Genomic DNA, 24,489 nt, shown 5'->3' with positions numbered 1-24,489 from the left:
ACTAGGTTCCTTTATTCTGCTGTAATAATGAATCGAGCCGCTGGGTTAAACTGTCGACTTCTTTACTTACTTGTCTAACTTGATGCTTAAATGTTTGAAATTCTAGCGGGTGAGGGGCCACTTGCAGCTCATCTTGCAACAGCTCATGTAAGGTGGCAGTTGCCACTGTGGCATCTCGTTTCGCTCGGCTGCCAAGCGTGCTGGCGCTATCAACAATCAGTTGTGCTGGGCCATCACCAAGGTAGCTGGCTAACTGCTCAGCCCAATCAATGTCGAGCTCGGCCACTGCGTTACTATAACACTGTGCTAAGGATAAGTTACCATCGAGGTCGAGCTTATCTTGTCTGATCAGGGCGGTGAGTTGGCTGGGATCTTTTAGCGCTAACAAGGTTTCTAGGTCAGCACTAATGCTGCAATCGGCGTGGTCTGAAAAAGGCGCAAGCACATGCACTTTATTACCGCTGTGCTGAAACGCGATGCACAGCTCCAGATCTCTTACGCTGATACTCAATACTTGATGATGGCTTGGAGCTAAGGCCGTTGCCATTTCAGGTGATAAAGTCAGTGCACGATTTAGTAACGCCTCGATGGCGGCGCCCAGCAACGAAGCAAACACGTTAACTCCTAAAACTTAAAGCCACGGTGAAGAGCAACGATGCCACCGGTCATATTCTGGTAGTCCGTTTGCTCAAAACCCGCCTCATCCATCATCGCTTTTAGCGTATCCTGATCTGGATGCATGCGAATAGACTCAGCCAAATAACGGTAAGACTCGCTGTCGTTGGCTACCAACTTGCCCATGGTGGGCAGTAAGCTGAAAGAGTAAAAGTCGTATAATTTTGCCAGCGCTTCACTGTCGGTTTTTGAAAACTCCAGCACCAGCAGTCGACCACCGGGTTTCAACACACGGTACATGGAACGTAGGGCTTTATCTTTGTCAGTAACATTGCGAAGACCAAAAGCAATGGTAATGACATCGAAGGTGTTGTCTTCAAAAGGCAGCATTTCAGCATTCATTTGCACGTATTCAATGTTACTCACTAAGCCTAAATCGCGCAGTTTCTCACGGCCGACCTTGAGCATGGAGTCATTGATATCGCCAAGTACAACTTTTCCTTGATCACCCACCAATTCACTGAACTTAGCCGTTAAATCTCCTGTTCCACCGGCTAAATCAAGTACTTTATGACCGGCTCGGACGCCAGAACTGGCAATCGTTTGGCGCTTCCACAGTCGGTGGATACCAAACGACATCAAGTCGTTCATGATATCGTATTTGGCTGCCACAGAGTGGAACACATCGGCGACCATTGAGGCTTTTTTATCTGCTTCAACCGTTTTATATCCAAAGTGGGTGGTGTTTTCTTGCGACTCTTTCATGTGGCTTCCATCATTACACTGCATCAATGTGTTTAGTGTACTTGATTGCTGGACTTAGGTGCAATTTCTTCTCGCGGATTGCGAAAAAATAACGATCTTATTAGGGCGAGTAGGTGCTGCTAATGGCTAGTGTAACAAGACTGACCTAAAGACTGTGCTTTTTGCGCGGCATAGCCTGCGCGTTTAACCAGAGCATTAAGGTCTTGTTCTGGCGCTAGCTGCGCAATCCCCAAGGAGAGAGCAACATTAGGCAGCGGCACTTTGCCTTTGGCACTGACGAATTTCAGGCGCTCGACCCCTTTGCGAACTTTTTCTGCGATGACATCCGCGGTATATAAGTCGATATCGGCCAAGATCACGGTGAATTCTTGCTTTCCGGTTCTGCCTGGCAAGCCACTTTCAACCACATAGCGTTTGAGGCTTTTGGCAATGCGATTTAGGACCACCTCGCCAACCATATCGCCAAAGCGTGAAACAAAGTCGTCAAGGTTTTCTACTTGTACACTAAGAGCACAGACGGTTTTTTGTTGTGACTGCCACAGTTCGACTTTTTGCTGCAAGAAGTGACGCTTGTAAAGGCCCGTTTGCGGGTCAAGTAAGTGCTGCTTACGCAGTTCTTTTAGCAGTTTCTGGCTTTGTTGGTAATCTTGGCGCGATTTAAGCAGTGCTTGTTTAAACTGCTTATGTTGCTTTAGCAACAGTTCAGTTTGCTTGGTCAGGGTGGTGAGAGCGCGCTTACTTTTCGCAATATTGTGCTCATCTAAATTATGAACACAATGACTGATCTGTTGTGCAAATTGGGTTACGTGCTTTTGCGACGCTTCGGTATCGTCTTGCAGCTGGGTCATGAGAGAGTCAACCCCTTCCAACAGCTGGGACTGCACTTTTTGACCTTGGTCGATGAACTGATAATAAAGTTGTTCGACGAACACCGAATCAATCTTGGTTTTGCTTTTCACCGCTTGCTCAATAGCTGCGTCCAGTTCGGCGTTAGCCGCACTGATATGAATGTAAGCAACTTGATAGTTTAATGGCGTTGGCGGCAAATGATGTTGCTCTAAAAACAGGCAGACCTGTGTCATCTTTTCTTGGGCAACAGCCATGGGATCATGGAACATCATTTCATTTACCACAACAATTAATCATAAAACGTTAATGAACATCCACCAATTCCGTCGGCGTAACTCTTGTCCTAATTGCACTAGACTTACATTAATCGGTATCGTGCGAATTTAAAAGCAAAAACTTTGTCTTTGAAATAGAAAATTTACATTTTTTTCTTGAATTGCTGATTTTATCAGCAGTTTTTACTAGGTTGGCTACATTGTATTCAATTTGGGTATTTAGAAATTCTATCGAATTAAGTTGCATCGTGAAAAGGACTTTTTTACCTTGGGCGATATACAAGTAAATGAAAATGGCTCTGTGCTGCTGTGGAGTTAGCGACATGGAACTGTGATTTAAACCGACTGAGGAAGTAAGCGTGTTATCACCGAAAATAAAGCTTTGGACTAAGCACTCTAGTGTGGCTCTGTGTTTGGCTGCCCTATTATCTGGCTGCGCGATGACGTCTGTGGATAGTAACTCTAATTTTACTGACATTGCAGAACAAGTGATGGAGTTTAGAGAGGATAACAACGCTTACCGCCGCGATATCGCCGCCGAGTATTTACTGCCCAACCTAAGTGATGAACGTTTAGCAGAGTTAAATCAGCAGCGTCTAGCATTTCTAGCCGAGCTCGATGACCTAGATCCGTCCTCACTCAGTGAGGATAATCAAATCAACTTGACCATATTAAGAGCACAAATCCAAAACCAGGTGGATCAATACCGTTTTAATAGTCATTACATGCCGCTGACTTCAGAATATGGTTTCCATTCTGGTTTGTCGTTTATGGTATCAAGCCATGACTTTAGTAAAGCTGAAGGTTATGAGCTTTATTTAGCAAGGCTGCAGCAAGTTCCGCGCTATTTTGAGCAAAATATAGCTTGGATGAAAAAGGGTATGGTGTCAGGGTTAACGCAGCCAAAAGCGGTATTAGCCGGTTATGAAAGCTCGATAGCCGCTTACATTGTCGATGATGTCACTGAGTCTGAATTTTATAAACCATTCAAAAGCAACAAGACCAGTATGTCTGACGCGCAATTTAGCGCGTTGCAAAACAAAGCGAAGAAAATTATAAAGCAGCACGTTATTGCGGCTTATCAAGACTACTTCGACTTTTTTGTCGAGCAGTATCGTCCAGCGGCAAGAGAAACCATTGGTATCTCGGCCACTCCTAATGGTGAAGCCTATTACGCTAATCGTGCTAAGTATTACACCACCACCGACATGACACCAAAAGAGATCCATGAGTTAGGCTTGCAAGAGGTTGCTCGGATCCGCGCGGAGATGGAAAAAATCATCGAAGAAGTGGAATTTGAAGGTACATTCGCAGAGTTTGTGCAGTTTTTACGTACTGATCCGCAGTTTTATGCCAAAACACCGAAAGAGTTGCTAAAAGAAGCGGCTTACATCGCGAAAAAAATGGATGCTCAGCTGCCTAAGCTGTTCCATACCCTACCGCGTAAGCCTTATGGTGTCGCCCCTGTTCCAGCCAGTATCGCGCCGAAGTACACTACGGGCCGCTATTCTGGAGCGCGAAGCGATACCGACGCAGGTTATTACTGGGTCAATACCTATGCTTTAGACAAGCGACCTTTGTATGTACTAGAAGCGCTTACGCTCCATGAGGCAGTGCCTGGTCACCACCTACAAATCGCATTAAATGCGGAACTTGATTATCTTCCTGAGTATCGCCGTAATGAATATATTTCAGCCTTTGGCGAGGGCTGGGGGCTGTATTCTGAGTTCTTAGGTATTGAAGCGGGTTTCTATCAAGACCCTTACAGCGATTTTGGGCGTCTGACTTATGAAATGTGGCGTGCGGCACGTTTAGTAGTGGACACTGGCATGCATATGTTTGGCTGGAGTAGAGAAAAGGCGATGAACTTTATGAAGGACAATACCGCGCTTTCTCTGCATAACGTTAAAACCGAAACTGACCGCTATATCTCATGGCCAGCACAAGCGCTGTCTTATAAGATTGGTGAGCTGACGATTAAGCGCTTACGTCGCAAAGCAGAGAAAGCGTTAGGCGAACAGTTTGATATTCGCGAGTTTCACCATCAAATCTTACGTCACGGCTCTGTGCCGCTTTTCGTCCTTGAAAACCAAATCGATCGGTATATTGAGTCGGCAATGAATCAGTAACTTTATTTGATTACACATCAGCCCAAGAGTTCTCTTGGGCTCTTATCAAGGTGTAACCTTGGCGCTAAGGTATCCGAGCTGAGAACCAGAACACATTATGGCTTTCCCTAAGGTCATGTTGTCTACCCTGCAAATGGCACGTTCTTCACCTTCATTACTTACGAGCTCGCTTTATTAATACTTTTTTAGATCAGAGTATTTAGTTTATTGAATCATGATGGTTCCAACTCTTTACTTTCAGTGGCGCTGCTTAAGGTTTAAGTTTCCAGTACCCTAAATCAATGCAGTGAGCACCGTACATTTGATGAGCCATGCTACTACCGAATAACAATATAACTTTGTAAGTTAGATAGTATCGAAAGAATTAGGAAATTCGTGCTCTATTTACGTTAGTTAATAAAAAGTATGGTTTATATAAAAACTTTGCTTTGTTAATATCGTTTATTCGATTTAGGTACATTTCAATCGAGTTTAGGCTCTGAAATGAATACTGGGGAATTTAAGGATATATAGATGAGAATAATAACGGTTGGCATATTTGTGAGCCTCTTGGCGTATACTCAATTACTAAGTGCTAAGCAAGTACCTATAGAAGTCTTTAGTGCTGGAGTTCAATATACGCAAGTGAAATTATCGCCCGATGGCAATTACCTTAGTTTCACCTCAAAAGTAGAGGGTAGAAACAGTCTCGTTGTTTTAAAGCTAGACAATAATAAAATCGAAAATGTTGTTAGGTTTTCTGGCAACGCAGAAGTCGGAAACTATGCTTGGGTGAATAATAACCGCCTAGTGTTACAAAAGTTATACTTACGAGGTTGGACCGATCACCCTGATTACCATGGTGAATTATTTGGTATTGATGCTGATGGTTCAAATGGTAAGTACCTAGTCGGTTACCAAGGAGAAATGCAAACCGGCTCACGTATTAAAAAAGCCACTCCGGTAAAGGGGTCGTCTTACATTCTCGATCCGCTGGTTGATGAAGAGCGCTACATGTTGGTGTACACCATTCCATGGAACGCAGGTAAAAATGCTAAAACTGTCGTGTATAGGGTTGACGTAAATAGAGGGACGAGAAGAAAAATAGCCAGCTCACCTTCAGCCATGGCTCGCTTTTTAACTGATAACCAAGGCAAAGTCAGAGTGTCATTATCAACCGATGATCATATTGATCAAACGATTCATATTCGAGATAAGGAAGATGGTGAATGGCAAGAGTTTGATGTCTTGGAAAACCTGACTGATATTAAACTACACACTTTCGATCGCAGCGGAAAAAAAGTTTACATTACGGCCTCTCAAGCCGGTGAAGCGGACAGCGTATTTGAGCTGACACTAGATACCGGTAAAACTGAAAAATTGCTGCAAGATAAAATTGCCTCTCCAAAAAAATTGTGGGTTGACGAAACAAACCACGAGCTATTTGCTGTGGAGTTAGAGCCAGGGTATCCCACCTATGCCTTTATAGATAATGACGCAGAGATGACAAAGCGGCTAAAAAGCCTTATTAATGCTTTGCCTGGAGAGCAAATACAACTTTTAAGTACCACCCAAGATGGCAGTAAATCAGTGGTCTTTGCTTCTAGCGATATTAATCCTGGTTCTTATTACCTTTATGATGACTCTGAAAAGAAATTGCAGTTTTTATTCAGTGCTATGGAGGGGATTGATAGAAAATATATGGCCGCAACAAAGCCTATTTCCTTCAAAGCCAGAGATGGTTTAACCATACACGGATACTTAACTCTTCCGGAGAACCAAGAAGCGAAAAACCTTCCGCTGGTGGTGATGCCCCATGGCGGACCGCACGGACCAAGAGATTGGTGGGGGTTCGATCCCGATGCGCAGCTGCTCGCTAATAGAGGGATGGCAGTATTAAAAGTTAACTTTAGGGGCTCAGGTGGTTATGGGCGCAGTTTTGAGCACGCTGGCCATAAAAAGTGGGGAGCAGAAATCCAATATGACATCATTGACGCAACCAAGTATGTTGTAGCACAAGGTTTTGCTGACCCTAACAATATCTGCATCATGGGCGCAAGCTTCGGTGGTTACTCAGCACTCCAAAGCTCGATAATCGAGCCCGATTTATTTAAGTGTGCCATCGGTGTAGTGGGGGTGTATGATTTACCATTGATGTTCAAAGAGGGGGATATTGCAGGGCGCGAGCGAGGACAGCGCTATTTAAAGCAAGTGCTAGGTGAGGACCAGCAACAGCTGAAAGCTTATTCTCCAGTATTTAACATCGATAAGCTTAAGGCGCCAGTCTTGGTGGTACATGGGGGAGACGACCAACGAGCACCTATAGAACAGGCTGAATCGTTAATTAGCTCTCTAAAGCAGGCCAATCATCCCTATGAATATATGTTATTGGAAAATGAGGGGCATGGATTTTATAAGCCCAAACACCGAACTGAGTATTACAAAAGAGTGCTGGCATTTTTACAGCAACATTTAACTCTTTAACTACAATAAGCGCTGAGGTATGTGCACCTTGGCGCTACCTTGCTGCTAGTTAAATGCCTTTGCGGCCACAACAATCTGTTTGCTATGCTGTATCTGTTACTGACAATGGTGCGGTAAAAAGCAGGATTGGTCTGAGTCGCAAAGTATTTAAGGAGCATTAATGTCTTCATTACCGCAAGACACGTTAAAAGTTGCGCTAATTCAAAGCGATATTGCTTGGCTACAGGTTGAGCAAAACCTTTCTTACTTTGCTAAGCAATTAAGTTCTCTAAGTGGCTATGACTTGATTTTGCTGCCAGAGACGTTTGCAACTGGTTTTGCTGTTGAGTGTGATATTAAGGAACCACATCAGGGACCAATTTTTCAGTGGTTAGCAAGGCAAGCACAAGCGCTTAACAGTGTTGTTGGCGGTTCTGTGTTGGTTTCGCATAAAGGGAAAAAATTCAACCGTTTCTATTGCTGTTGGCCCAATCAAGAGTTTGTGGTTTATGACAAACGCCACTTATTTTGTCTCGGAAAAGAGGGAGACTTCATTGACCCAGGAGCGTCGAGAACGTTATTCAATATCAAGGGGTTTAACTTTTTACCTCAAGTTTGCTATGACTTAAGGTTCCCTGTATTCCAGCGAAACCAAGGCGACTATGACGTAATGATAAACATTGCCAACTGGCCAGCGGCAAGGCGCTCTCACTGGGATACTCTGTTGGCTGCACGGGCGATAGAGAATCAGAGTTATGTACTGGCGGTGAACCGTATTGGCACCGACGGTAATGGCATAGCTCACGATGGTGGAACCCAAGCGTTCGATTACAAGGGCAAACTCATTACCCAGGTGGCCGATCATCAAGAAGGGGTATGCACCGTAACCCTGCATAAAAAAGAACTGCAAAGCTACCGGCACAAGTTTCCCGCTCACCGCGATGCAGACCCCTTCACTCTAGGCTAATATTCAGCGTTGGTGCTAGGAGGCATTAAATTGATGCACTAGCAGTTCCGTTTTCGTGGCGCTAGCCGAGCCATCGAGGTTGAAGTAGCTCAATTGCGCTTGCATCGCTTTGGCTTGATCTGCCATTTGCTTAGCGGCCGCCATGGTTTCTTCGGTAATGGCCGAGTTCTCTTGGATAAGATCGGTGAGTCGCTGTACCACAATGTCGACCTCTTTTATGGCCTGTTGTTGCATGGAGGTGGAGTCATTAATTTTGACAATATTGTGATTCACATCGCTAACGGCTTGCATGATCTGCTGTAGTTTTGCGCCTGAATCATTGGCAAGTTCAGTGCCTTGCTCTACCTTAGCGTTGCTATTGCCAATAATGTCTTTGATTTGCTTGGCCGAAGTGGCGCTACGCCCGGCAAGTTCGCGGACCTCGTTGGCAACCACGGCAAAACCGCGACCATTTTCGCCTGCACGGGCCGCTTCTACTGCGGCATTCAGTGCCAATAAGTTAGTTTGAAAAGCCAGGCCATCAATCACCGAGACAATTTCATTGATGTCTTTGCTGGCTTTATTGACTTCACCAATGGCTGCCACTGTTTGCTCAGAGAGTTGGCCCCCTTCTTTGGCAATGCTTTCCGTGTTGTGTGCCAAGCCTACTGCATCACTGGCTTGGTTCGAGACCTTGGTCAGTTCCTCCAGCATATTGGCGGTGCTGGCGCTGGCCTCTTCTAAATTGGCGGCCTGTTCTTCAGTGCGTTGGCTTATTTCGGTATTGCTAGCCGCGATTTCACCGGCACTTTGTGAAACATAATTAGCGGCAGTTTGGATCCCCTGAATAACCTCTGTCAGCTTGTCTATGGTGGCGTTGGTATCATTTTTAAGTGTGGCAAACACCCCGAGATATTGCCCTTCCACGTGACGGCTCAGATCGCCTAAGGCGACGGCACTGAGCACGTTACTGACCTCACTGATGGCTGTGGCAACTTGCCGAGTCGAATCATTGACGTCGAGCTTAAGCTGTAATAATTGGCCTTGTAACTCCAGCTCAATGGTGTGCTCAAAGTCCCCTTCAGACATCGCCGACATAACATTACCAAGCTCGGCGATGACTTGCTCTAGGTTACTGACTGAGCGATTAATATCAACTTTTAAGCTGTTCAGCTGCCCCGCCATATTAGACTCGATAACCCGGTCAAAACGACCATGGCTGATGGCCATCATAACGCTTGAGATTTCTGAAATGGCACCATCCACGGCGGCAATAGAAACATTAATATTATCTCTGAGTTGCGCCAATTGACCGTTGGCTGAGGTAGTTATTTGCTGTTTAAAGTCGCCGTCACTGACCGCGGCCATAACCGTGCCAATGTCTTGCATAACATTATCTAAATTCGCCATACTGGAGTTGATATCTTGTTTTAACTCATCCAGTTGGCCGCTCAGTGGGGCATCGAGTTGCGCCGCAAAGTCGCCTTGGCGCAGGGCCGCCATGACTTCACTGATGCCATCAATTGCTAGGCTTAGGCCAGCAACGGAATTATTTACTGCGTCTTTTAATTGCGCGAGCTTCCCTTGCGCGGCGACACTCACTTGCTCTTTAAAGTTACCTTGCTCGACGTTATTCATCACATGCACTATGCCATTCATGGTGGCATCGAGAGAGCCCAGCGATTGATTAAGGTTGTTTTTCAAGTCATCAAGATCGCCCGACATGGCCACGTCAAGGCGGGTATCAAAGCGGCCACTGGCCATATCGAGTGAGATTTGATTGAGCCCAGCAATGGCTTTACTCAGGGTGCTGGCACAGTGGTTTGTGGATTGTTTTAGGGTATCTAGCTCTCCGCGGCAAGAGACATTAATGCGGTCATCAAACTTACCCGCTGCCATTTTATCCATCACCCGGTTGGTTTCACTTAAGGACTGCTGCAGAGCCTCTAGCAGTGAATTAAATGCCGCAGCACTGTTGCCTATTTCATCGTGGTTATGAACCGGTGCTCGCAAGCTGAAGTCACCTCTTTGCTCCACCGCCTGCATGGTGTTAACCAGTTGAATGACAGGCTTACTTAGGGTCTTGGAAAACCAAAAAGCAATAGCACACACCACAATGGCCGCAGCCACCAACACCACAATAAGATATTGGGATAGGGCCGTCACAGAGGCAAAGGCTTCGGCTTCGTCGATTTCGGCGACCAATGCCCAGTATTTATCAAAAACGCGCACAGGGGTGAAGGCGGACAAGACTTGAGCACCATTGTAATCGGCAATGATTTGTTGCCCTGAGCGCTGAGCTAACGCTTCATTGACCGCGAGTGTGTCGACTTCACCCTGTTGCGGATTTTTAAAAGAGTTAACCACTGAGCGTTGTTGTGGGTCTAAAAAGGAGTCAGAGCGCATCAGTTTATCGGGCCCAACTAGGTAGGTTTCACCACTGTCTCCTAGCCCTTCGCGCTCGGTCATAATGGCATTAATGGCATCAATTGAGAGCTGCACTGCAATGATGGCAACCACTTCGCCATTATTGACGATGGGTTTGCCGATAAAACTGGCTGGCGCGTTGTACGAGGGCAGGTATTGCTGGTAGTCAGCAAACCCCGTAACCGTGGCATCCGTTTGTGATTTAAGTTGTTGGTAAAGGGACGCTAAGTTACTGTTAGCAAAAGGCCCTGATGTCAAAGAAGTGGCAAAATCCACCTCTTTGTAAACCGAGTAAACGATATTTCCTGAGCGGCTATCAATAATAAAAATATCGTAGAAATCATAGGTTTTAGCCATGTTAACAAAGTAGCTGTGATAGCTCTGGTGGGCTAAATCGTAATTATCAAAATGACCTGTTTCGAGGTATTTATGCTTTTCGCCAACGGGGTAGGGGCTATTGGCTAAATAGCGGTTTTGTAGGGCTGTGGCACTGCCAGATAAGGCCTTAGGGATGCGTTCTGGGTCGATATTATATTGGTTTTCGGCATTAAACTTGGGTGTAAAGGTATCGCGATAATAGTTCGCCAACGGTTGTGAATGCTGCTCTGGCGTCACCTCGGCAAAACTATCGATAAATTCTGCCGCAATCATTGGCAACATTGGATTTTGGGTCAATGCTGTGAGGTTATTTTCAACGCCATGAAAGTAGCGTTGCACCGCGCTTTTTTTTACTTCGCTGATGCTGCCAAGCTGATCATATATTTTCTGACTCATGGCATTTGAGGCGGTATTGATGGCAATGGCAATCAGCACCACTAAGGGCACCATAGCAACCAGTAAAAATGCACTGATCAGTTTTTTGGAAAGATTAAGAGAATTAAAAAAACGCGTGATTAAAGACATAACCTTGTTCCTTGTTACGGCCAATGTACCCATAACAGCATAGAACACTAGCGGTTGAAATCTAGTCAAAATCAAAAGCCCAGCGAATATTTTCGCTGGGCTTGTAAGGCTAATTATCCAATTGGATTAATTAGTGTTTCCAATGATACTTGTGTGCCTTTTCTTCCATGTATGCTTCTGTTGCTGAATGCATCGGGGTTTTATTACCATTTTCAAAGAAGAATGGCTGGCGTTTACGGTCGTAGTTGCCCACTTCGTTCATGGTAGCTGCGTCATAAACACGGCCATTAAGCACGGTGTAAGCGACTTTTTCTGACTCGCGAATATCATTTAATACGTCCCCATCAATAATCACTAAGTCAGCCAGCTTACCTTTTTCGATAGTACCAATATCGTGGTCCATGGCCAGGTACTTGGCGCCATCAATGGTACCGCTGCGCAGAGCTTCCCAAGGGGTAAAGCCACCTTGTGCCATTGACCACAGCTCCCAGTGTGCACCTAGGCCTTCACGTTGGCCGTGGGCGCCAATATGAACCGTAACCCCTTTATCACGCAACTGTTTTGCCGATTTTGCCGCGTTGATGTGATTGTAGTGGTGTTCAGGTGCCTTTTCGCGACGAATTGAGCGCGGGTTTAGGATGTAGTCTGGAACAAAGCTGGTTAAGCGCTCGTTTTTCCATACTTCAGTGGTGTCATAGAAGTAGTCTTCGCCTTTAATGCCGCCATAGGCAACATTAAACGTTGGCGTAAATCCTGCTTTTGTTTGACTCCACATTTGTACCACGTCCGAGTAAATATTCGGGATCGGTAGCGCGTGCTCTAAACCGGTATGACCATCGATGATCATATTCATGTTTTGCTGGAACTTCGAGCCGCCCTCTGGTACCACCATGATTTCCATTTCTTTTGCCGCTTCTAGCACCTGCTGACGGGTATCGCGGCGAGGGTGGTTATAACTTTTGACTGAGATAGCGCCAGCGTCTTTTAGACGTTTTACATGGAACTGGGCATCTTCTAAGTTATTGATAGGTGTTTTATAACCTGGTGCATTACCGGCGTATAAAATACGTCCCACCGAGTAGATACGTGGTGCAACGGTTAATCCCGCACGTTGTAACTCGGCCATAGAGAAGACTTCGTTAGAGTCATTCGATGGATCGTGAATGGTAGTCACACCAAAGCTGACGTTAGAGAACTGGTTCCAGTTTTGCTCTGGTTGTAAATTACGGCTGCCGTAGCTGCCGTGTGCGTGAGCATCCACAAGGCCCGGGATCACTGTTTTACCGCTAATATCCATGACTTTTGCTGCGCTTGGGAGCTCGACCTCATCGCGAGTGCCAACAGCGACAATGCGGTTTTCCTTGATTAACACCACACCGTCGTTAATGACTTCCTGCTCTTCTTCGGCATTACGCATAGTAACCACTTTACCACCTACCAGCGCAATCATGCCTTCTGGTTTGTCGGCGTCTTGTTCGAAGCTAAGATCGATGCCTTCTGCGGTTAACTCATCGACGTCAGCGGCTGCCCCTTCTAAAAAGGCAAAGGTATCTGTCAGCTTGCGTTGATAAAGAGTTGGACCAAACGCCCAAGTTAAGGCACTGCTGTCGGCTTTCCAGTTTAAGAAGTCACCGGAGTATTTCGATACTTGTTTAACTGGGAATGATTTGCTGCCTTTGTTGATCGACAAGGTTTTACCTGTGCTGGTAAAAGGAGCAACAAAGGTATTAAAGTTTTCGATAAAGGCAACGTAGTTACCATCTGGTGAAACGCGATAATCAAAGATGTACTCACCTTTAAAATGTGAGCGCTCCTGTTGGCCATTAAGATCCACCGACTTCAATTCGCGGCTGGTGCCACTGCTCATGGTGCTAAAGTAAATGCGCTCTGAGTCGGCACCAAAGTGTGGGTTATCGCCATTTTTGATGATGCGTTTGGCTTCACCGCCCTCGCTACTTGTAATATAAATCCCCGGTTCCATAGACCAGTCGCCACTAAGCAGGTAACCACCGGTGACCTTACGGTAGATCACGTTTTTGCCATCAGGTGAGAAGCTAGGGTTAATGTAATGACCCGGCTCGGCAGTAATGACTCGGCCTTCACCACCTTTGGCAGACACAATGCGCACCGCCCCTAAGTCTTGATCATCCCAAGTGGTGTAAACGATGTGTTTGCCATCACGTGAAAAGCTAGGATAGAACTCAAAGTGTTCGTTTTGCTCTGTGACACGTTTTACTTCACCAGAATCGATGTCTTTGACATATAAATAACCCAGCGCTTGGAAAAGGGCCGTGCTGCCGTCTGGTGATAACTGCGACCAGCGTGCCAGTTTTACTTTAAAGGTATCTGGAGCCACATCGACGGCAAACTTAAGCGCTGGAGTGATTTGTTTCTCTGCAACAACGCGAGTTGGAATAGCCGTGACTTGCTTGCTGGCAATGTCTACTTTGTGGAATGTACCATCGGCCCAAAATACTAGCGCTTTGCTATCTGGGGTATAAGCAAATGCTGGTGTGTTACCTTGCGCGCCATTGGCCTCTTGCAAGTCGCGGTCTAATCCCGCAAACACTTCGGTTTCAATGCCCGACTTTAAATCTTTGATATAAAGGGCGCTTTGCATTTCTTTGCCATTCTCGATGCGCTTAACGAATGCAATAGAGTCGCCATCAGGACTTGGTGTTGGGCGAATTGCACCACCTGAACCGCGGATCACGGTTTCTTCTTCACCGGTGGCTAAGTCCCAAGCGCGGATCTCAAATACCGATTCCATGGCGTTTTTGTTGTATTCCCAACGTACGCCTGGAGTGGCATCTACTGAGTAATAAATTTTTGTGCCGTCGGTGGAAAAGGCCGGCTCTGCGATATTTTTCTGTGATTTAGCGCCATGTAAACGCTCGCGTACCAATACGCCTTTACCACCTGAAATGTGGTACATGCGAATAGAGCCACCAGGAATAGTACGACCGGTTACTTGCCCTTGTTTAACGGCAATATATTGACCGTCTGGAGACCAAGCTGGGTTGTGTAGCAAGTTATGGGTTTCGTCAGAAACCTTGCGCATATTGCTGCCATCGACATCCATAACCCACAGGTTTTCAGCGCCTTCTCGGTCAGAAATAAAGGCAATCTTAGAGCCATCTGGAGAAAACTTTGGTTGGAAATTCCATGCTCTGTCGTTGGTGAGTGCTGTGGCTTTACCACCAGAGATAGGCATGACATATAAGTCGCCCAACATGTCAAAAATGATGTGTTTGCCATCTGGACTAACATCGAGGTTACTCCAGGTGGTTTCATTGGTATCGATGGTGATCGTTTGTTTCTCGCCCGGCGGGTTGAGTACGTCCCAACCCTGCTCAGATTGTTCTTCAACTTGTGTATTAGCTGCGGCTTCTGTGGCCATGGCTGGCTGTGTAAAGCCAAGTACGGCGGCACCAATAGCAGCGGCCAAAGGTGATTTCAAAAAAGACATAGGTGTTCCTTTATTTTATAGTTTTATATCAAGTTACGTTTACCATTCAGGCTCAACTTGAGAAGGTTTACCTGGTGCTATTAGTGAGGCTTTCTTGCCCCATAATAGACTTCTCAAGTAAGCACAATGGCAGTCATAACTTGGAATTCAAAACCTGCAATACGGCTAGTATTTCGCGTCATGATGGGAGTCATTCCCAAGTTCATTGAGTACGCAGAGACACTGCCTTGAGCTCAGTAATTTTGCCAGCATGAACAAGTTTTTTGCCGTTGTCGAATAAGTCGCGATTAATGACCTATTGCATGGCCTCCTTTCGCACATACTCCAAATAGGCATTGAGGCTTTGTTGCCATAGAGCCAATGCTTGGGTTAACTCGTCGTGGCAAGACTTGTTATCCAATAATCGCCGCTCTGCGGTTTTTAACAGTGTACCAAAACGGTTGAAGCCGAGCTGCAAGGCGGTGCTCGCTAAACGGTGCAGTTGCCGAATGCTTTGCTCTGGGTCTTGCTCCAGCTGTTGCTGGATATGATTGAGCTTGTTTCGCGCAGACAACACAAACTCATTGTAAATCGAGGAAATTTCATCATCACTAAAGCTACTAGTGAGAGCATTCACCGCGGTTTCATCATACAGGGTGTCGGGCAGGGCGGTGGTGAGCGATGCTTTTTGAGGCAGTTGCGATTCACTGAGTGCTTGGCGCAGTTTCTCTTGCTTGATGGGTTTACCGACGATGTCACGGATCCCTAAGGCTAAATATTCTTTCACTTCGTCTGGGCTTAGGCTGGCGGTAAATGCCAAAAATGGCGTGCGCTTATTTTTATGTTCTTCACTTTGTAACTGGGTTAACACTTCTTGCCCTGAAAAGTCGGGCAGGTTCATGTCTAGCAACACCACATCAAAGTGATATTGCTTTAACATCGCAATGGCACTGCTGCCATCTTTTGCTAGTTTTACTTGGTGCTCATCTGCCGCCATAAACTCAATGGCAATTTTTTGATTTAAGTCTAAATCTTCAACCAGCAACACTTTCAGGCCGGTGACGCAGTTATCCCGTTGTGGGCGCTGCTCAACCAGGCTGAGCTCGCCAATATTGAGGGTTAAATCAAAGTGAAAGGTGCTGCCTTTATTGACTTCACTGGCGATTTCCAGCTGGCTGCCAAGACGATTGAGAAGGCGACTGGTAATCGCCAGGCCCAGACCAGTGCCGCCTTTAACCTTACCTGCACTACTTTGAACGTAGGGCTGGGTTAACTTATTGATGTCTTCTTGCTCAATACCTGGGCCTGAGTCACTGATGCTGAAACGCACTTGGTGCTCGATTTGGCGGTCTTGAAGGATTTCAACTTTCAGCTTGACCTCGCCTTTATCGGTGAACTTAATGGCATTGCCCACCAAGTTAATTAGAATTTGCCGTAACTTTTGTTGATCGCAGTAATAACAGACCTGATCGGGCAGCTCATACATTAATTCAAATTTGAGCTGTTTTTGCTCCGCTAATGGGCTTAATAGCAAGCATAAGTTTTCCAGCCAACTTTTTAGTTCGACGTCTTCTTCGTACAGTGCCTCATCGCTTTGCTCCAAGCTGGCGTATTCCAAGACCTTGTCAATCAACAGATTGAGTGACTCGGCAGAATGGACAATGGCTTCACAATAGGCTTTATTACGTTGGTCTTTGGTTCTACCTAGAACAAGTTGGGCGCTGCCAAGAATGCCATTCAGTGGGGTGCGGATCTCATGGCTAATGGTTGATAAAAACATGCCTCTGAGTTCAAGGTCTTGCTGCGCTTTTAGCGCCAGGCGATTAAGATTATGCTCGCGTTGCTCATTACATAACAAGGCCATGCCTGTGGCGTAAAAAATGGGCGCCAATACGCCATTGAAAAACAGTGTAATAATAAACCAGTTTTCTTGCAGTAAGGTAAGCTCAGTCACCTCCCCCATCAACAGCGAGCGACCACCAAAAATGGCAAATAAAATCAAAAGGATAGTAATGTAAACAATGCTGCCGTTAGGGTACTTAAAGCGCGCAAAGCGAGCAAAATAATACAGTAATAAGGAGGCCTCTGCTAAATGCTGCAGATCAGACACTAAAATACGATTACGCAGGCCAGAGGTGGAGGTACTAAAATACACCAAAAGCAGAAATAACACCGCGGTTAGTAGCAAAAAAAAGTTAAACTCAGGCCCTTTTATCCCCAGAAACTGACGAATGGCAATGCAATGAACGATGGAGGCGAAAAACAGTAATCCGTTCGCCAATGGGATGGTTTGCCAGTTATCGAAATAATTGAATAACGCAAACGAAGCAATGGCAAACAGCAATACCACGGGGTAAAAAACATACAACAAGGTGCCGGGAGTATTTTTATTGGCGCGCCAGGTCAAAAAGTTAAGCAGTGCCATCATGGCCGTCATGACGAGGCTGGTAAGGTAGAGCGTTTTCGGATCCAGCATGAAGCAGTATGTAATTTATTAGTAGTGAGCGTTTAGCATAGAGGTAAATGCGGCGGCAGTAAAGTCACTAAAGAGGGCACGAGCACAGCCACAGCTGCACTCGCCAAGGGGCAATTAACGAATTTCGTCAGGAATATTTTGTTGTGCCCAAGACAACAACTCAATGCGGTTACGGCACTTGGTTTTTCTAAACGCACTGTAGAGGTGGGTTTTAACCGTATGAGGGCTAATGTTTAGCTCTTCGGCGATTTCTTTATTTTTCGCCCCTTTACTCATGAGTGCAATAATGGCCTTTTCACGCTTGGTCAGCTTAATTGGCTCGATATCGCCTTCGGTGAGTTTGTGTAACGCATCTTGGTTAAACTGCAACATACGATTAAGTACGTTACACATTACGTCGCGACGATACCACAGCTGGTTTTCTAGTAATAACCGGATCCCTTTCATCAGTACATCGGCATTGTCGGTGGTGTAAAACACACCACGAATACCGCTGAGTAAGGCGCGATTCGCAAGCTCTGGGTTTTCGTCGAGATTAAATAACACGATGTCGCATTTGACATCAAGGTTAACCAATTGTTCTTTTAGTTTGTTCCAAGCGTCAGTGGCTGCTGTTTCGATAAAAAGCAAACGGGTACCTTCCGGTACTTCTGTAATGTCGGTACCTGTGGTTACGTCTAGTCCTTGAGTTTTTAGCAAGGGTTGCAAAACGTTGATACCAATCGTGTTAACTGGCTCTTTATCTAATAGCAAAAAAGCACTACTACTCATTGTTGGATACACTCAATTTTTTCCAATTACTCAATGCTAACATGGGACTCAGACCTTTTGTATTAGAATTTTTATTACTGGTTAGACAAGTCTGTTATAAAACAAAGCGAAATAATACAGCAAAAATATGGATAAAATATGCGCCTGCATGTAATTGCATGAAAATAAGTGATTTTCTCATTAATTGGTAAATATCTTATCCATTTACATAATTTAACAACGAATAATTTAAACTGGCACTTTTTTCGTATCTTGGTAAGGGGGCCAACCCAGTGGTTTACCAGCTAACACGTGTAAATGAATATGGTAAACCGTTTGTCCGCCATGCTCATTACAATTCATCACCGCTCGGTAGCCATCTTCAGCAAATCCGTGTTGTTTGGCGAGTTTGGCGGCGACTACGTATAAGTGACCCACTAAGGCGGCGTTTTCTTCATTGATATCGTTGGCAGTGGCAATGGCGGTTTTTGGGATCACCAACACATGAAAGGGCGCTTGTGGGTTAATGTCCTTAAATGCCAGCGCCTGGTCATCTTCATAAACGATGTCGGCTGGGATTTCACGATTGATGATTTTGCTAAATATAGTTTCAGAGCTCATGTAATTTCCTTACGGTGACTGATAACAATGGCAGATGAATGTCATAGCATAGCGGACTCTATTGTAGACTCAATAGTTTCATGCACTTTGAAAAATGCAGCGATTTTAGCGAGGATAAGATACATTAGATGAGAAATAGATAACCCCGAAGGAGTGAACCATGCCATTTTTAAGAACCTGGGTACTGCTGTTAATCGCCATAGTGCCTGCCGCACACGCTGCGCAGCTTAACTTTCCCGAAGAAATTATTCCCTTACAGGTCGGGGAAAAAACCATTGAGCACTCCTTTTTCTCCAAGGTCAGAGAAGTGCAATTAGAGCCTGGACAATATCAGCTTAAGATGCGCTACAGCGATCTGTATGAAGTGGGATATGATGACCATGAAATAATCGAATCTGAGCCTTTTTGGGCAACGGTGACGATCAGCCAGCAAGGTCAGTATCATATTGAGTTCAACCGGCCTAAAAATGTGGTGGCAGCTAAAACCTTTGCTGAGCAACCACTGATCCAATTACAAGCGCCGGATGAGTCGTTGGCCACGTCACTGGTGGTGAGTAAAACGGCGCCGCAACTGGCCACTAACAACACCCCGCCAACCTCGTCGCCAACAACGGCTGCGCAATCCACCGCGGGGGCACCCAGTAGCAGTCAGTCGATGTCAATGCCGGCTCCGCCTACGGCGGCACATCCAGATGTGGTTGCCATGTTGCAGTATTGGTGGCAACAAGCAACACCGGCACAAAGAAAAGCGTTTTTAGCAGCAATAAAAGCGCAGTAAGGCACTTTATTGCTGCTGTAACTGCTGGCGCTGTTATTTAAACAGGGCGTCGATAGTGCCTTGTGCAAGCGGGTGGTAGCCAGGGCGTGCGGTTTGATACACACGGTACGCCCAGTCACGTTTACCATTTTCAATCAGTGACTTATACAGATTAACAATCAGCTTACGACGGCCAATACTGACTAAGTGTTTTTCCAGTGCCGGGTAGATGGCTTGGTAACCATTGCCCACCGCGAGCATATACCAAGCAAAAGCACGTTCAGCGTTGGTTGATTGGGTTAGATTAAACGCTTGGTCGAGAGCAGTCATGCGCTCAACAGATAAGTCACGAGGTAAGTTATTAATAAAGTGCAACCACTCATGTACGGTCCAGCTTGCCGTAGGTAATTGCGCTAGGGCTTTCTCGTCGTTTAACCAAGCCTGGGTCAAGGCGTCTACCTTTTCGAAAGCATCAGAAGTCGGATTTGGGGCATCGGCTGGCAGGCCTGGCTGGTAAATCCATTCTTTGGCTTTTGCCAAGCTGACGACACCTGGGTGTTTTTGTAGTAGGTGCTTATCTAAATAGGCAACGAACTCGTCGGTGGTCAATGACTTAAAAGCAAAGGTATCAAAATAGGTTTTAACAAAGGCATCGAAGCGCTCACGACCAAATTGTTCTTCAAGATAGATTAAGAACAATTGTCCTTTGGTGTATGGTACTGAGCTGAAGGCGTCATCAGGATCGCGGCCATTGAGCTTTAAGTTCAGTCGTGTATCTGGCGCATCAATGGTTTTTAGTTGTGCGCGCAGGCCGGCAGCATCAAGGGCTTGTTCCATTACCGCGCGGTCGCGGCCAAACACTTCTTCCATAATGCGGTTTTCAACGTACGAAGTGAATCCTTCATTAAGCCACAGATCTTCCCACGTGGCGTTGGTCACCAAATTGCCTGACCAAGAGTGCGCTAACTCGTGCGCAATGAGGTTTACTAAGCTCTTATCACCAGCGACCACCGTTGGAGTAATAAAGGATAAGCGTGGGTTTTCCATGCCACCGAATGGGAAGCTAGGAGGTAGCATTAGTAAGTCATAGCGACCCCACGCATATTCGCCATACATGGTATTGGTTTTGTCGATCATGGCTTGGGTGTCGTTGAATTCTGCTACCGACGCATCCAGTATTTGTGGCTCGGCGAAAATAGCCGTTTGGTGTGACATTTCTTTATATTCTAAGTTACCGGCACCGATAGCGATTAGGTACGGTGGAATAGCTTGTGGCATATCAAACCAGTAGTCACCATCCTTAATCAGTGCACCGGTATTATCGGCACTCATTACCGCTCGGACATCATCGGGGGTCTGTACTCGCGCAGAGTAAGTGACTCGCATCGCTGGAGTGTCTTGCACTGGGATCCAGCTGCGCGCATGAATGGCTTGCGACTGGCTATACATAAAGGGATGCGATTTGCTGGCGGTTTGTTGCGGTGTTAACCACTGCAGGCCAGATGCGCTGGGTAAGCTGTTGTAATAAATCCGAGCTTTTTTGGCTTGCTGCTGGAAGTGAATCGTCAGTTTCGCCCCTTTAACATCATCGCGCATAGCGAGCTCAAAGCGCGCGGTGTGCCATTTACCATCCGTGCCTTCATACATGACTTTGTCGATTTCTAAATCACGGGTATCTAAAATCAATTTCTTGGCATTACGATTTTGCCACGCCAGGGTGTGCTCAACGAAGCCTTCTAGTTGCTTGTCTGCAAAGTCTACGTCTAAGTCGAGGTGTAAATGGGTGGTGATAACCTCATCCAAGTTGGCATAGGTATGCTCATCCACGGCAGCTTGAACTGCTGTGCTATGAACCATGCCTGCCATTGCAAGGCTAAGTGTTAGTGCCGAAAGTTTCATCATAGTGCTACTCTTTTATGTCTTCCCAAGTTAGAGCGCTTAAGATAACGAACTTTGCGCCATTTAAACAGCGTAAGCCGATAGACGGCATAAATTGGAGTGTCTTACTAAAGTTATGGCGATTAATGCGTCAGTCATGGGAATACGCTAAACTAGCGGCAGTTTTTTTATCTTATAAGGTACTGTCGTGACGAGTTTGCAGGCTTATCACACCTTTTCGCTACCCGCTCAATGCGCCTCATTGATCACCATAAACGATGCGGCGCAGCTCAAACAACTGGATTACAGCCAGCCCTTTTTTATTCTCGGAGAGGGCAGTAATACGATATTTTTACAAGATTATCAGGGTCAAGTGATCCGCATGGCGCTACAAGGGGTGACCATCAGCGAAAGGCACAGCGACTTTCAAGTTACCGTAGCAGCTGGTGAAAACTGGCACCAACTGGTACTGCATTTATTACAACAAGGCATTGCTGGGTTGGAAAATTTAGCCTTGATCCCAGGCTCGGTAGGGGCCGCTCCGGTGCAAAATATTGGCGCCTATGGCGTTGAAGTGGCGCAATTTATTGACCACGTTAATGGCTTTGATGTTCTCAGCCAGCAATTTCAGCGGCTGTCGGCCAGTGAGTGTCAATTTGGTTACCGAGATTCGGTATTTAAGCAGCAACTGAAAGACCGCTTCATCATTACTGAAGTAGTCTTCAATTTACCCAAGGCATGGCAACCGCAGCTAAGCTATGGGCCGCTGCAATCGTTAAGTCCTGATGCCACAGCAGCAGAAATTTGCCAAGCTGTTATTGCCATCCGCCGCAGCAAGTTACCCGATCCGGCGGAGCTGGCGAATGCCGGCAGCTTTTTTAAAAACCCCATTGTCAGTGCTGAGCAGGCAAGGCGATTACAAGCTGATTATCCCAACCTGCCTAGTTACCCCACGGTTGACGGCCAGGTGAAACTGGCTGCCGGTTGGCTAATTGAACAAGCTGGCTTAAAAGGCACGTGTTGCGGTGATATTCGAGTTTACGAAAAGCAGGCGCTGGTGTTGGTGCATCAAGGTAATAGTAGTGGGGCTGAACTTGAGCAGCTGGTAAGGTTGATCCAAGGTAAGATATGGCAACAATTTGCGGTGCGCTTAGAGCATGAGGTAAGACTGATAGCGGCTCAAGGTGAGTGCCACATAAACTTGGATAGCCAATATGAAAGCGCCTGATGATAAAAAGCAAGCCATTTTAGCGGCACTGAATAATGGCCAGTTTGTTTCTGGTCAAGCACTGGGTGAGCAGCTAGGTGTTAGCCGTGCGGCCATCGCCAAGCATATAGCGTCGTTGCAACAGATGGGGGTGGATATCTTTCGGGTTAATGGCCGCGGTTACAAGCTGAACTATAGCCTGCCACTGATCCAGCCAAATCGTTTAGCCCAGCAATGGCAGCAAAGGTTTAATCAGCCTTGCCCGATTGAGTATCATGCCATTATTGATTCCACCAATAGTGAATTAATGCGCCGCTTGCATCACAAAGCGCCGCTTAACTCGGGTCATGTGTTAGTCGCTGAAATGCAGCAAGCCGGCAAAGGTCGCCGCGGCAGAGTATGGCAATCGCCGTTTGGTGCCAATTTATACTACAGCTATTATTGGCAGTTTGATGCCGGTATGCAGGCCGCAATGGGAGTGTCGGTGGCCGTTGGTTTAGCAGTATACGATGCCCTGCAACAGCTCTATGGCATTGAGGTGGCATTAAAGTGGCCTAATGATGTCTATCTTAAGCAACAAAAATTAGCTGGAATATTAGTAGAGCTTGACGGCCAGGTAGAAGGGCCTTGTCACTTGGTGATTGGTATCGGTCTCAACATCTGCATGCCGGAATCTGCGTCTGCTCAGATAGAACAAGCGTGGACCGATCTGCAGGCCCATGTGGGAGAAGTAGATAAAAACCAGTTAGTAATGGAGTTGACTAAAGCGCTGGAGCAGCGTTTAGCGCAATATCAAAGCAACGGCCTAACGACCATGACGGAACAATGGAATCGCTTAAATGCCTTTAAAGATGCCGCAGTGACGCTAAGCACTGGGCAAAGAACTTGGCGGGGGATCTGTCAGGGCATTGATAGCCAGGGTGGCCTATTACTAAAGCAAGATGGTGAAAGCAAAGCGTTTTACGGTGGTGAGTTGTCACTGAGAAAGGTAAGTCAGTCATGAAGCTATTAATTGATGTAGGTAATACCGCCGTTAAGTTGGCTGTGGCTGTGGCTGAGGAGTCAGAGTTGCGGCTGGTGGCTGAGCAGGACATCGATTGGTCACAGCTTGAGGTGGTTATCTGTTCACAAGTAGGCCGCAGCGCCGGACTGGAAAGTATTATCGCTCAGGCTCAGGCTTATAAGCTGCCGATTGCCTATGCCGAAGTGACCCCTGAGCGTGCTGGCGTGACATGCGCTTATAAAGAGTATAACAACTTGGGGATTGATCGTTGGCTGGCCGTGTTGGCAGCACATCAAGCTTTCCCAAGTCAGGCGGTCATTGTAATTGACTCCGGTACCGCGACTACTGTAGATGTGGTGAGCGCTCAGGGGGAGCACTTGGGAGGGTGGATTGTTCCGGGCTTAGATTTAATGGTCTCGAGTATTACCGACCGTGCCGAGCGAGTGTTTTGTGACCCCAATACCCCGTTTGCCGATGAATTTGCCAACAATACACCGCAAGCCGTGAAAAATGGTGCTTTAGCTGCAACCCTAGGGCTAGTGGCACAAGCCCAGCAGTTATTACCTCAACAGTCCGTCACCATTGTTTGTTGTGGCGGCTACGGCAAGTTGCTCAGTGAGCACCTAGACCAAGCCCTATTTGATGAGTTATTGGTGTTTAAAGGGTTGCATGTGTGGTGGCAAAACCCGCAATAAGCATAAGGATGCCATGGATTTGGCTTAAAACTGAGCATTTGGCCAAGAAATTTCATTTTTTTTGCATCTAGCTGTTGCATCGCGTCATGGGTTGCTCTAATATCTCGCCCCGTACTAAAGCAGTGCCGACTTAGCTCAGTTGGTAGAGCAACTGACTTGTAATCAGTAGGTCATCCGTTCGACTCGGATAGTCGGCACCATCTTTTTACCCTATCTTGTGTAGGATGCTTTAGGAAAGAATTTTTTCGTGGAGGGGTTCCCGAGCGGCCAAAGGGATCAGACTGTAAATCTGACGGCTCTGCC

16 protein-coding genes and 1 tRNA gene are annotated in these 24,489 nt (G+C 46.3%); 8 read left to right on the top strand and 9 right to left on the bottom strand.

All coding sequences use genetic code 11. The features are described from left to right. Window position 1: 1 nt before the first annotated feature. The 3 genes from ACNKW2_RS15985 to ACNKW2_RS15975 form a co-directional block, all read right to left on the bottom strand. Complete coding sequence (locus ACNKW2_RS15985) at window positions 2-616, bottom strand: ubiquinone biosynthesis accessory factor UbiJ (RefSeq protein WP_419149454.1); 615 nt, start codon at window positions 614-616, stop codon at window positions 2-4. A gap of 8 nt (window positions 617-624) precedes the next feature. Then, entirely contained in the window at window positions 625-1,380 is a 756-nt protein-coding gene (ubiE, locus tag ACNKW2_RS15980; RefSeq protein ID WP_336567928.1) for a bifunctional demethylmenaquinone methyltransferase/2-methoxy-6-polyprenyl-1,4-benzoquinol methylase UbiE, read from the bottom strand. A gap of 119 nt (window positions 1,381-1,499) precedes the next feature. Further along, window positions 1,500-2,501, bottom strand: coding sequence for a GGDEF domain-containing protein (locus ACNKW2_RS15975; RefSeq protein ID WP_419149453.1), 1,002 nt, complete (start codon window positions 2,499-2,501; stop codon window positions 1,500-1,502). Window positions 2,502-2,863: 362 nt separating this feature from the next. Here ACNKW2_RS15975 and ACNKW2_RS15970 point away from each other — a divergent pair, with 362 nt between their 5' ends. From ACNKW2_RS15970 to ACNKW2_RS15960, 3 genes are all read left to right on the top strand, one after another. Continuing rightward, window positions 2,864-4,633, top strand: coding sequence for a DUF885 domain-containing protein (locus ACNKW2_RS15970; protein WP_419149452.1), 1,770 nt, complete (start codon window positions 2,864-2,866; stop codon window positions 4,631-4,633). Between the two features lie 513 nt (window positions 4,634-5,146). Beyond that, window positions 5,147-7,096 carry a S9 family peptidase gene (locus tag ACNKW2_RS15965; RefSeq protein WP_419149451.1) on the top strand — a complete coding sequence of 650 codons (1,950 nt, stop codon included), beginning with the start codon at window positions 5,147-5,149 and terminating at the stop codon, window positions 7,094-7,096. Between the two features lie 160 nt (window positions 7,097-7,256). Next, window positions 7,257-8,042: an amidohydrolase gene (locus ACNKW2_RS15960; RefSeq protein WP_419149450.1), complete on the top strand. Its 786-nt coding sequence runs from the start codon at window positions 7,257-7,259 to the stop codon at window positions 8,040-8,042. A 15-nt stretch (window positions 8,043-8,057) separates the two neighbouring features. Here ACNKW2_RS15960 and ACNKW2_RS15955 read toward each other — a convergent pair whose 3' ends face one another. The 5 genes from ACNKW2_RS15955 to ACNKW2_RS15935 all read right to left on the bottom strand — a co-directional run bounded on the left by ACNKW2_RS15955 (window position 8,058) and on the right by ACNKW2_RS15935 (window position 18,646). Continuing rightward, window positions 8,058-11,351 carry a methyl-accepting chemotaxis protein gene (locus tag ACNKW2_RS15955; RefSeq protein WP_419149449.1) on the bottom strand — a complete coding sequence of 1,098 codons (3,294 nt, stop codon included), beginning with the start codon at window positions 11,349-11,351 and terminating at the stop codon, window positions 8,058-8,060. Window positions 11,352-11,481: 130 nt separating this feature from the next. Beyond that, window positions 11,482-14,820, bottom strand: coding sequence for an amidohydrolase family protein (locus ACNKW2_RS15950; RefSeq protein WP_419149448.1), 3,339 nt, complete (start codon window positions 14,818-14,820; stop codon window positions 11,482-11,484). Between the two features lie 295 nt (window positions 14,821-15,115). Continuing rightward, the gene (locus ACNKW2_RS15945) at window positions 15,116-17,275 is read right to left on the bottom strand and encodes an ATP-binding protein (RefSeq protein WP_419149447.1); all 2,160 of its coding nucleotides are present in this window, start codon (window positions 17,273-17,275) and stop codon (window positions 15,116-15,118) included. A 114-nt stretch (window positions 17,276-17,389) separates the two neighbouring features. After that, window positions 17,390-18,046 (bottom strand): helix-turn-helix transcriptional regulator, encoded by a 657-nt coding sequence (locus ACNKW2_RS15940; RefSeq protein WP_419149446.1) that lies wholly within the window; start codon window positions 18,044-18,046, stop codon window positions 17,390-17,392. Window positions 18,047-18,274: 228 nt separating this feature from the next. Next, window positions 18,275-18,646 (bottom strand): histidine triad nucleotide-binding protein, encoded by a 372-nt coding sequence (locus ACNKW2_RS15935; RefSeq protein ID WP_419149445.1) that lies wholly within the window; start codon window positions 18,644-18,646, stop codon window positions 18,275-18,277. A 160-nt stretch (window positions 18,647-18,806) separates the two neighbouring features. Between ACNKW2_RS15935 and ACNKW2_RS15930 the strand changes: the two genes are divergently transcribed. Beyond that, complete coding sequence (locus tag ACNKW2_RS15930; RefSeq protein WP_419149444.1) at window positions 18,807-19,424, top strand: DUF2057 domain-containing protein; 618 nt, start codon at window positions 18,807-18,809, stop codon at window positions 19,422-19,424. Between the two features lie 33 nt (window positions 19,425-19,457). Here ACNKW2_RS15930 and ACNKW2_RS15925 read toward each other — a convergent pair whose 3' ends face one another. Continuing rightward, on the bottom strand, window positions 19,458-21,302 hold the full coding sequence (locus tag ACNKW2_RS15925; RefSeq protein WP_419149463.1) for a M1 family metallopeptidase: 1,845 nt from the start codon (window positions 21,300-21,302) through the stop codon (window positions 19,458-19,460). A 187-nt stretch (window positions 21,303-21,489) separates the two neighbouring features. Between ACNKW2_RS15925 and murB the strand changes: the two genes are divergently transcribed. From murB to ACNKW2_RS15905, 4 genes are all read left to right on the top strand, one after another. Beyond that, entirely contained in the window at window positions 21,490-22,509 is a 1,020-nt protein-coding gene (gene murB / locus ACNKW2_RS15920) for a UDP-N-acetylmuramate dehydrogenase (RefSeq protein ID WP_419149443.1), read from the top strand. Next, complete coding sequence (birA, locus tag ACNKW2_RS15915) at window positions 22,496-23,491, top strand: bifunctional biotin--[acetyl-CoA-carboxylase] ligase/biotin operon repressor BirA (protein ID WP_419149442.1); 996 nt, start codon at window positions 22,496-22,498, stop codon at window positions 23,489-23,491. The genes murB and birA overlap by 14 nt, the downstream gene beginning before the upstream one ends. Further along, on the top strand, window positions 23,488-24,186 hold the full coding sequence (locus ACNKW2_RS15910; protein WP_419149441.1) for a type III pantothenate kinase: 699 nt from the start codon (window positions 23,488-23,490) through the stop codon (window positions 24,184-24,186). Before birA ends, ACNKW2_RS15910 begins: the two co-directional genes overlap by 4 nt. 124 nt (window positions 24,187-24,310) lie before the next feature. Then, window positions 24,311-24,386 (top strand) — tRNA-Thr (locus ACNKW2_RS15905). The last annotated feature ends 103 nt before the right edge of the window (window positions 24,387-24,489 follow it).

Origin of the sequence: Pseudoalteromonas 'SMAR' (assembly GCF_048515945.1) — a bacterium.
In the GTDB taxonomy this organism is placed as follows: domain Bacteria; phylum Pseudomonadota; class Gammaproteobacteria; order Enterobacterales; family Alteromonadaceae; genus Pseudoalteromonas.
The sequence above is the reverse complement of the archived record's forward strand: the minus strand, read 5'-3'. Positions and strand labels throughout refer to the sequence as shown.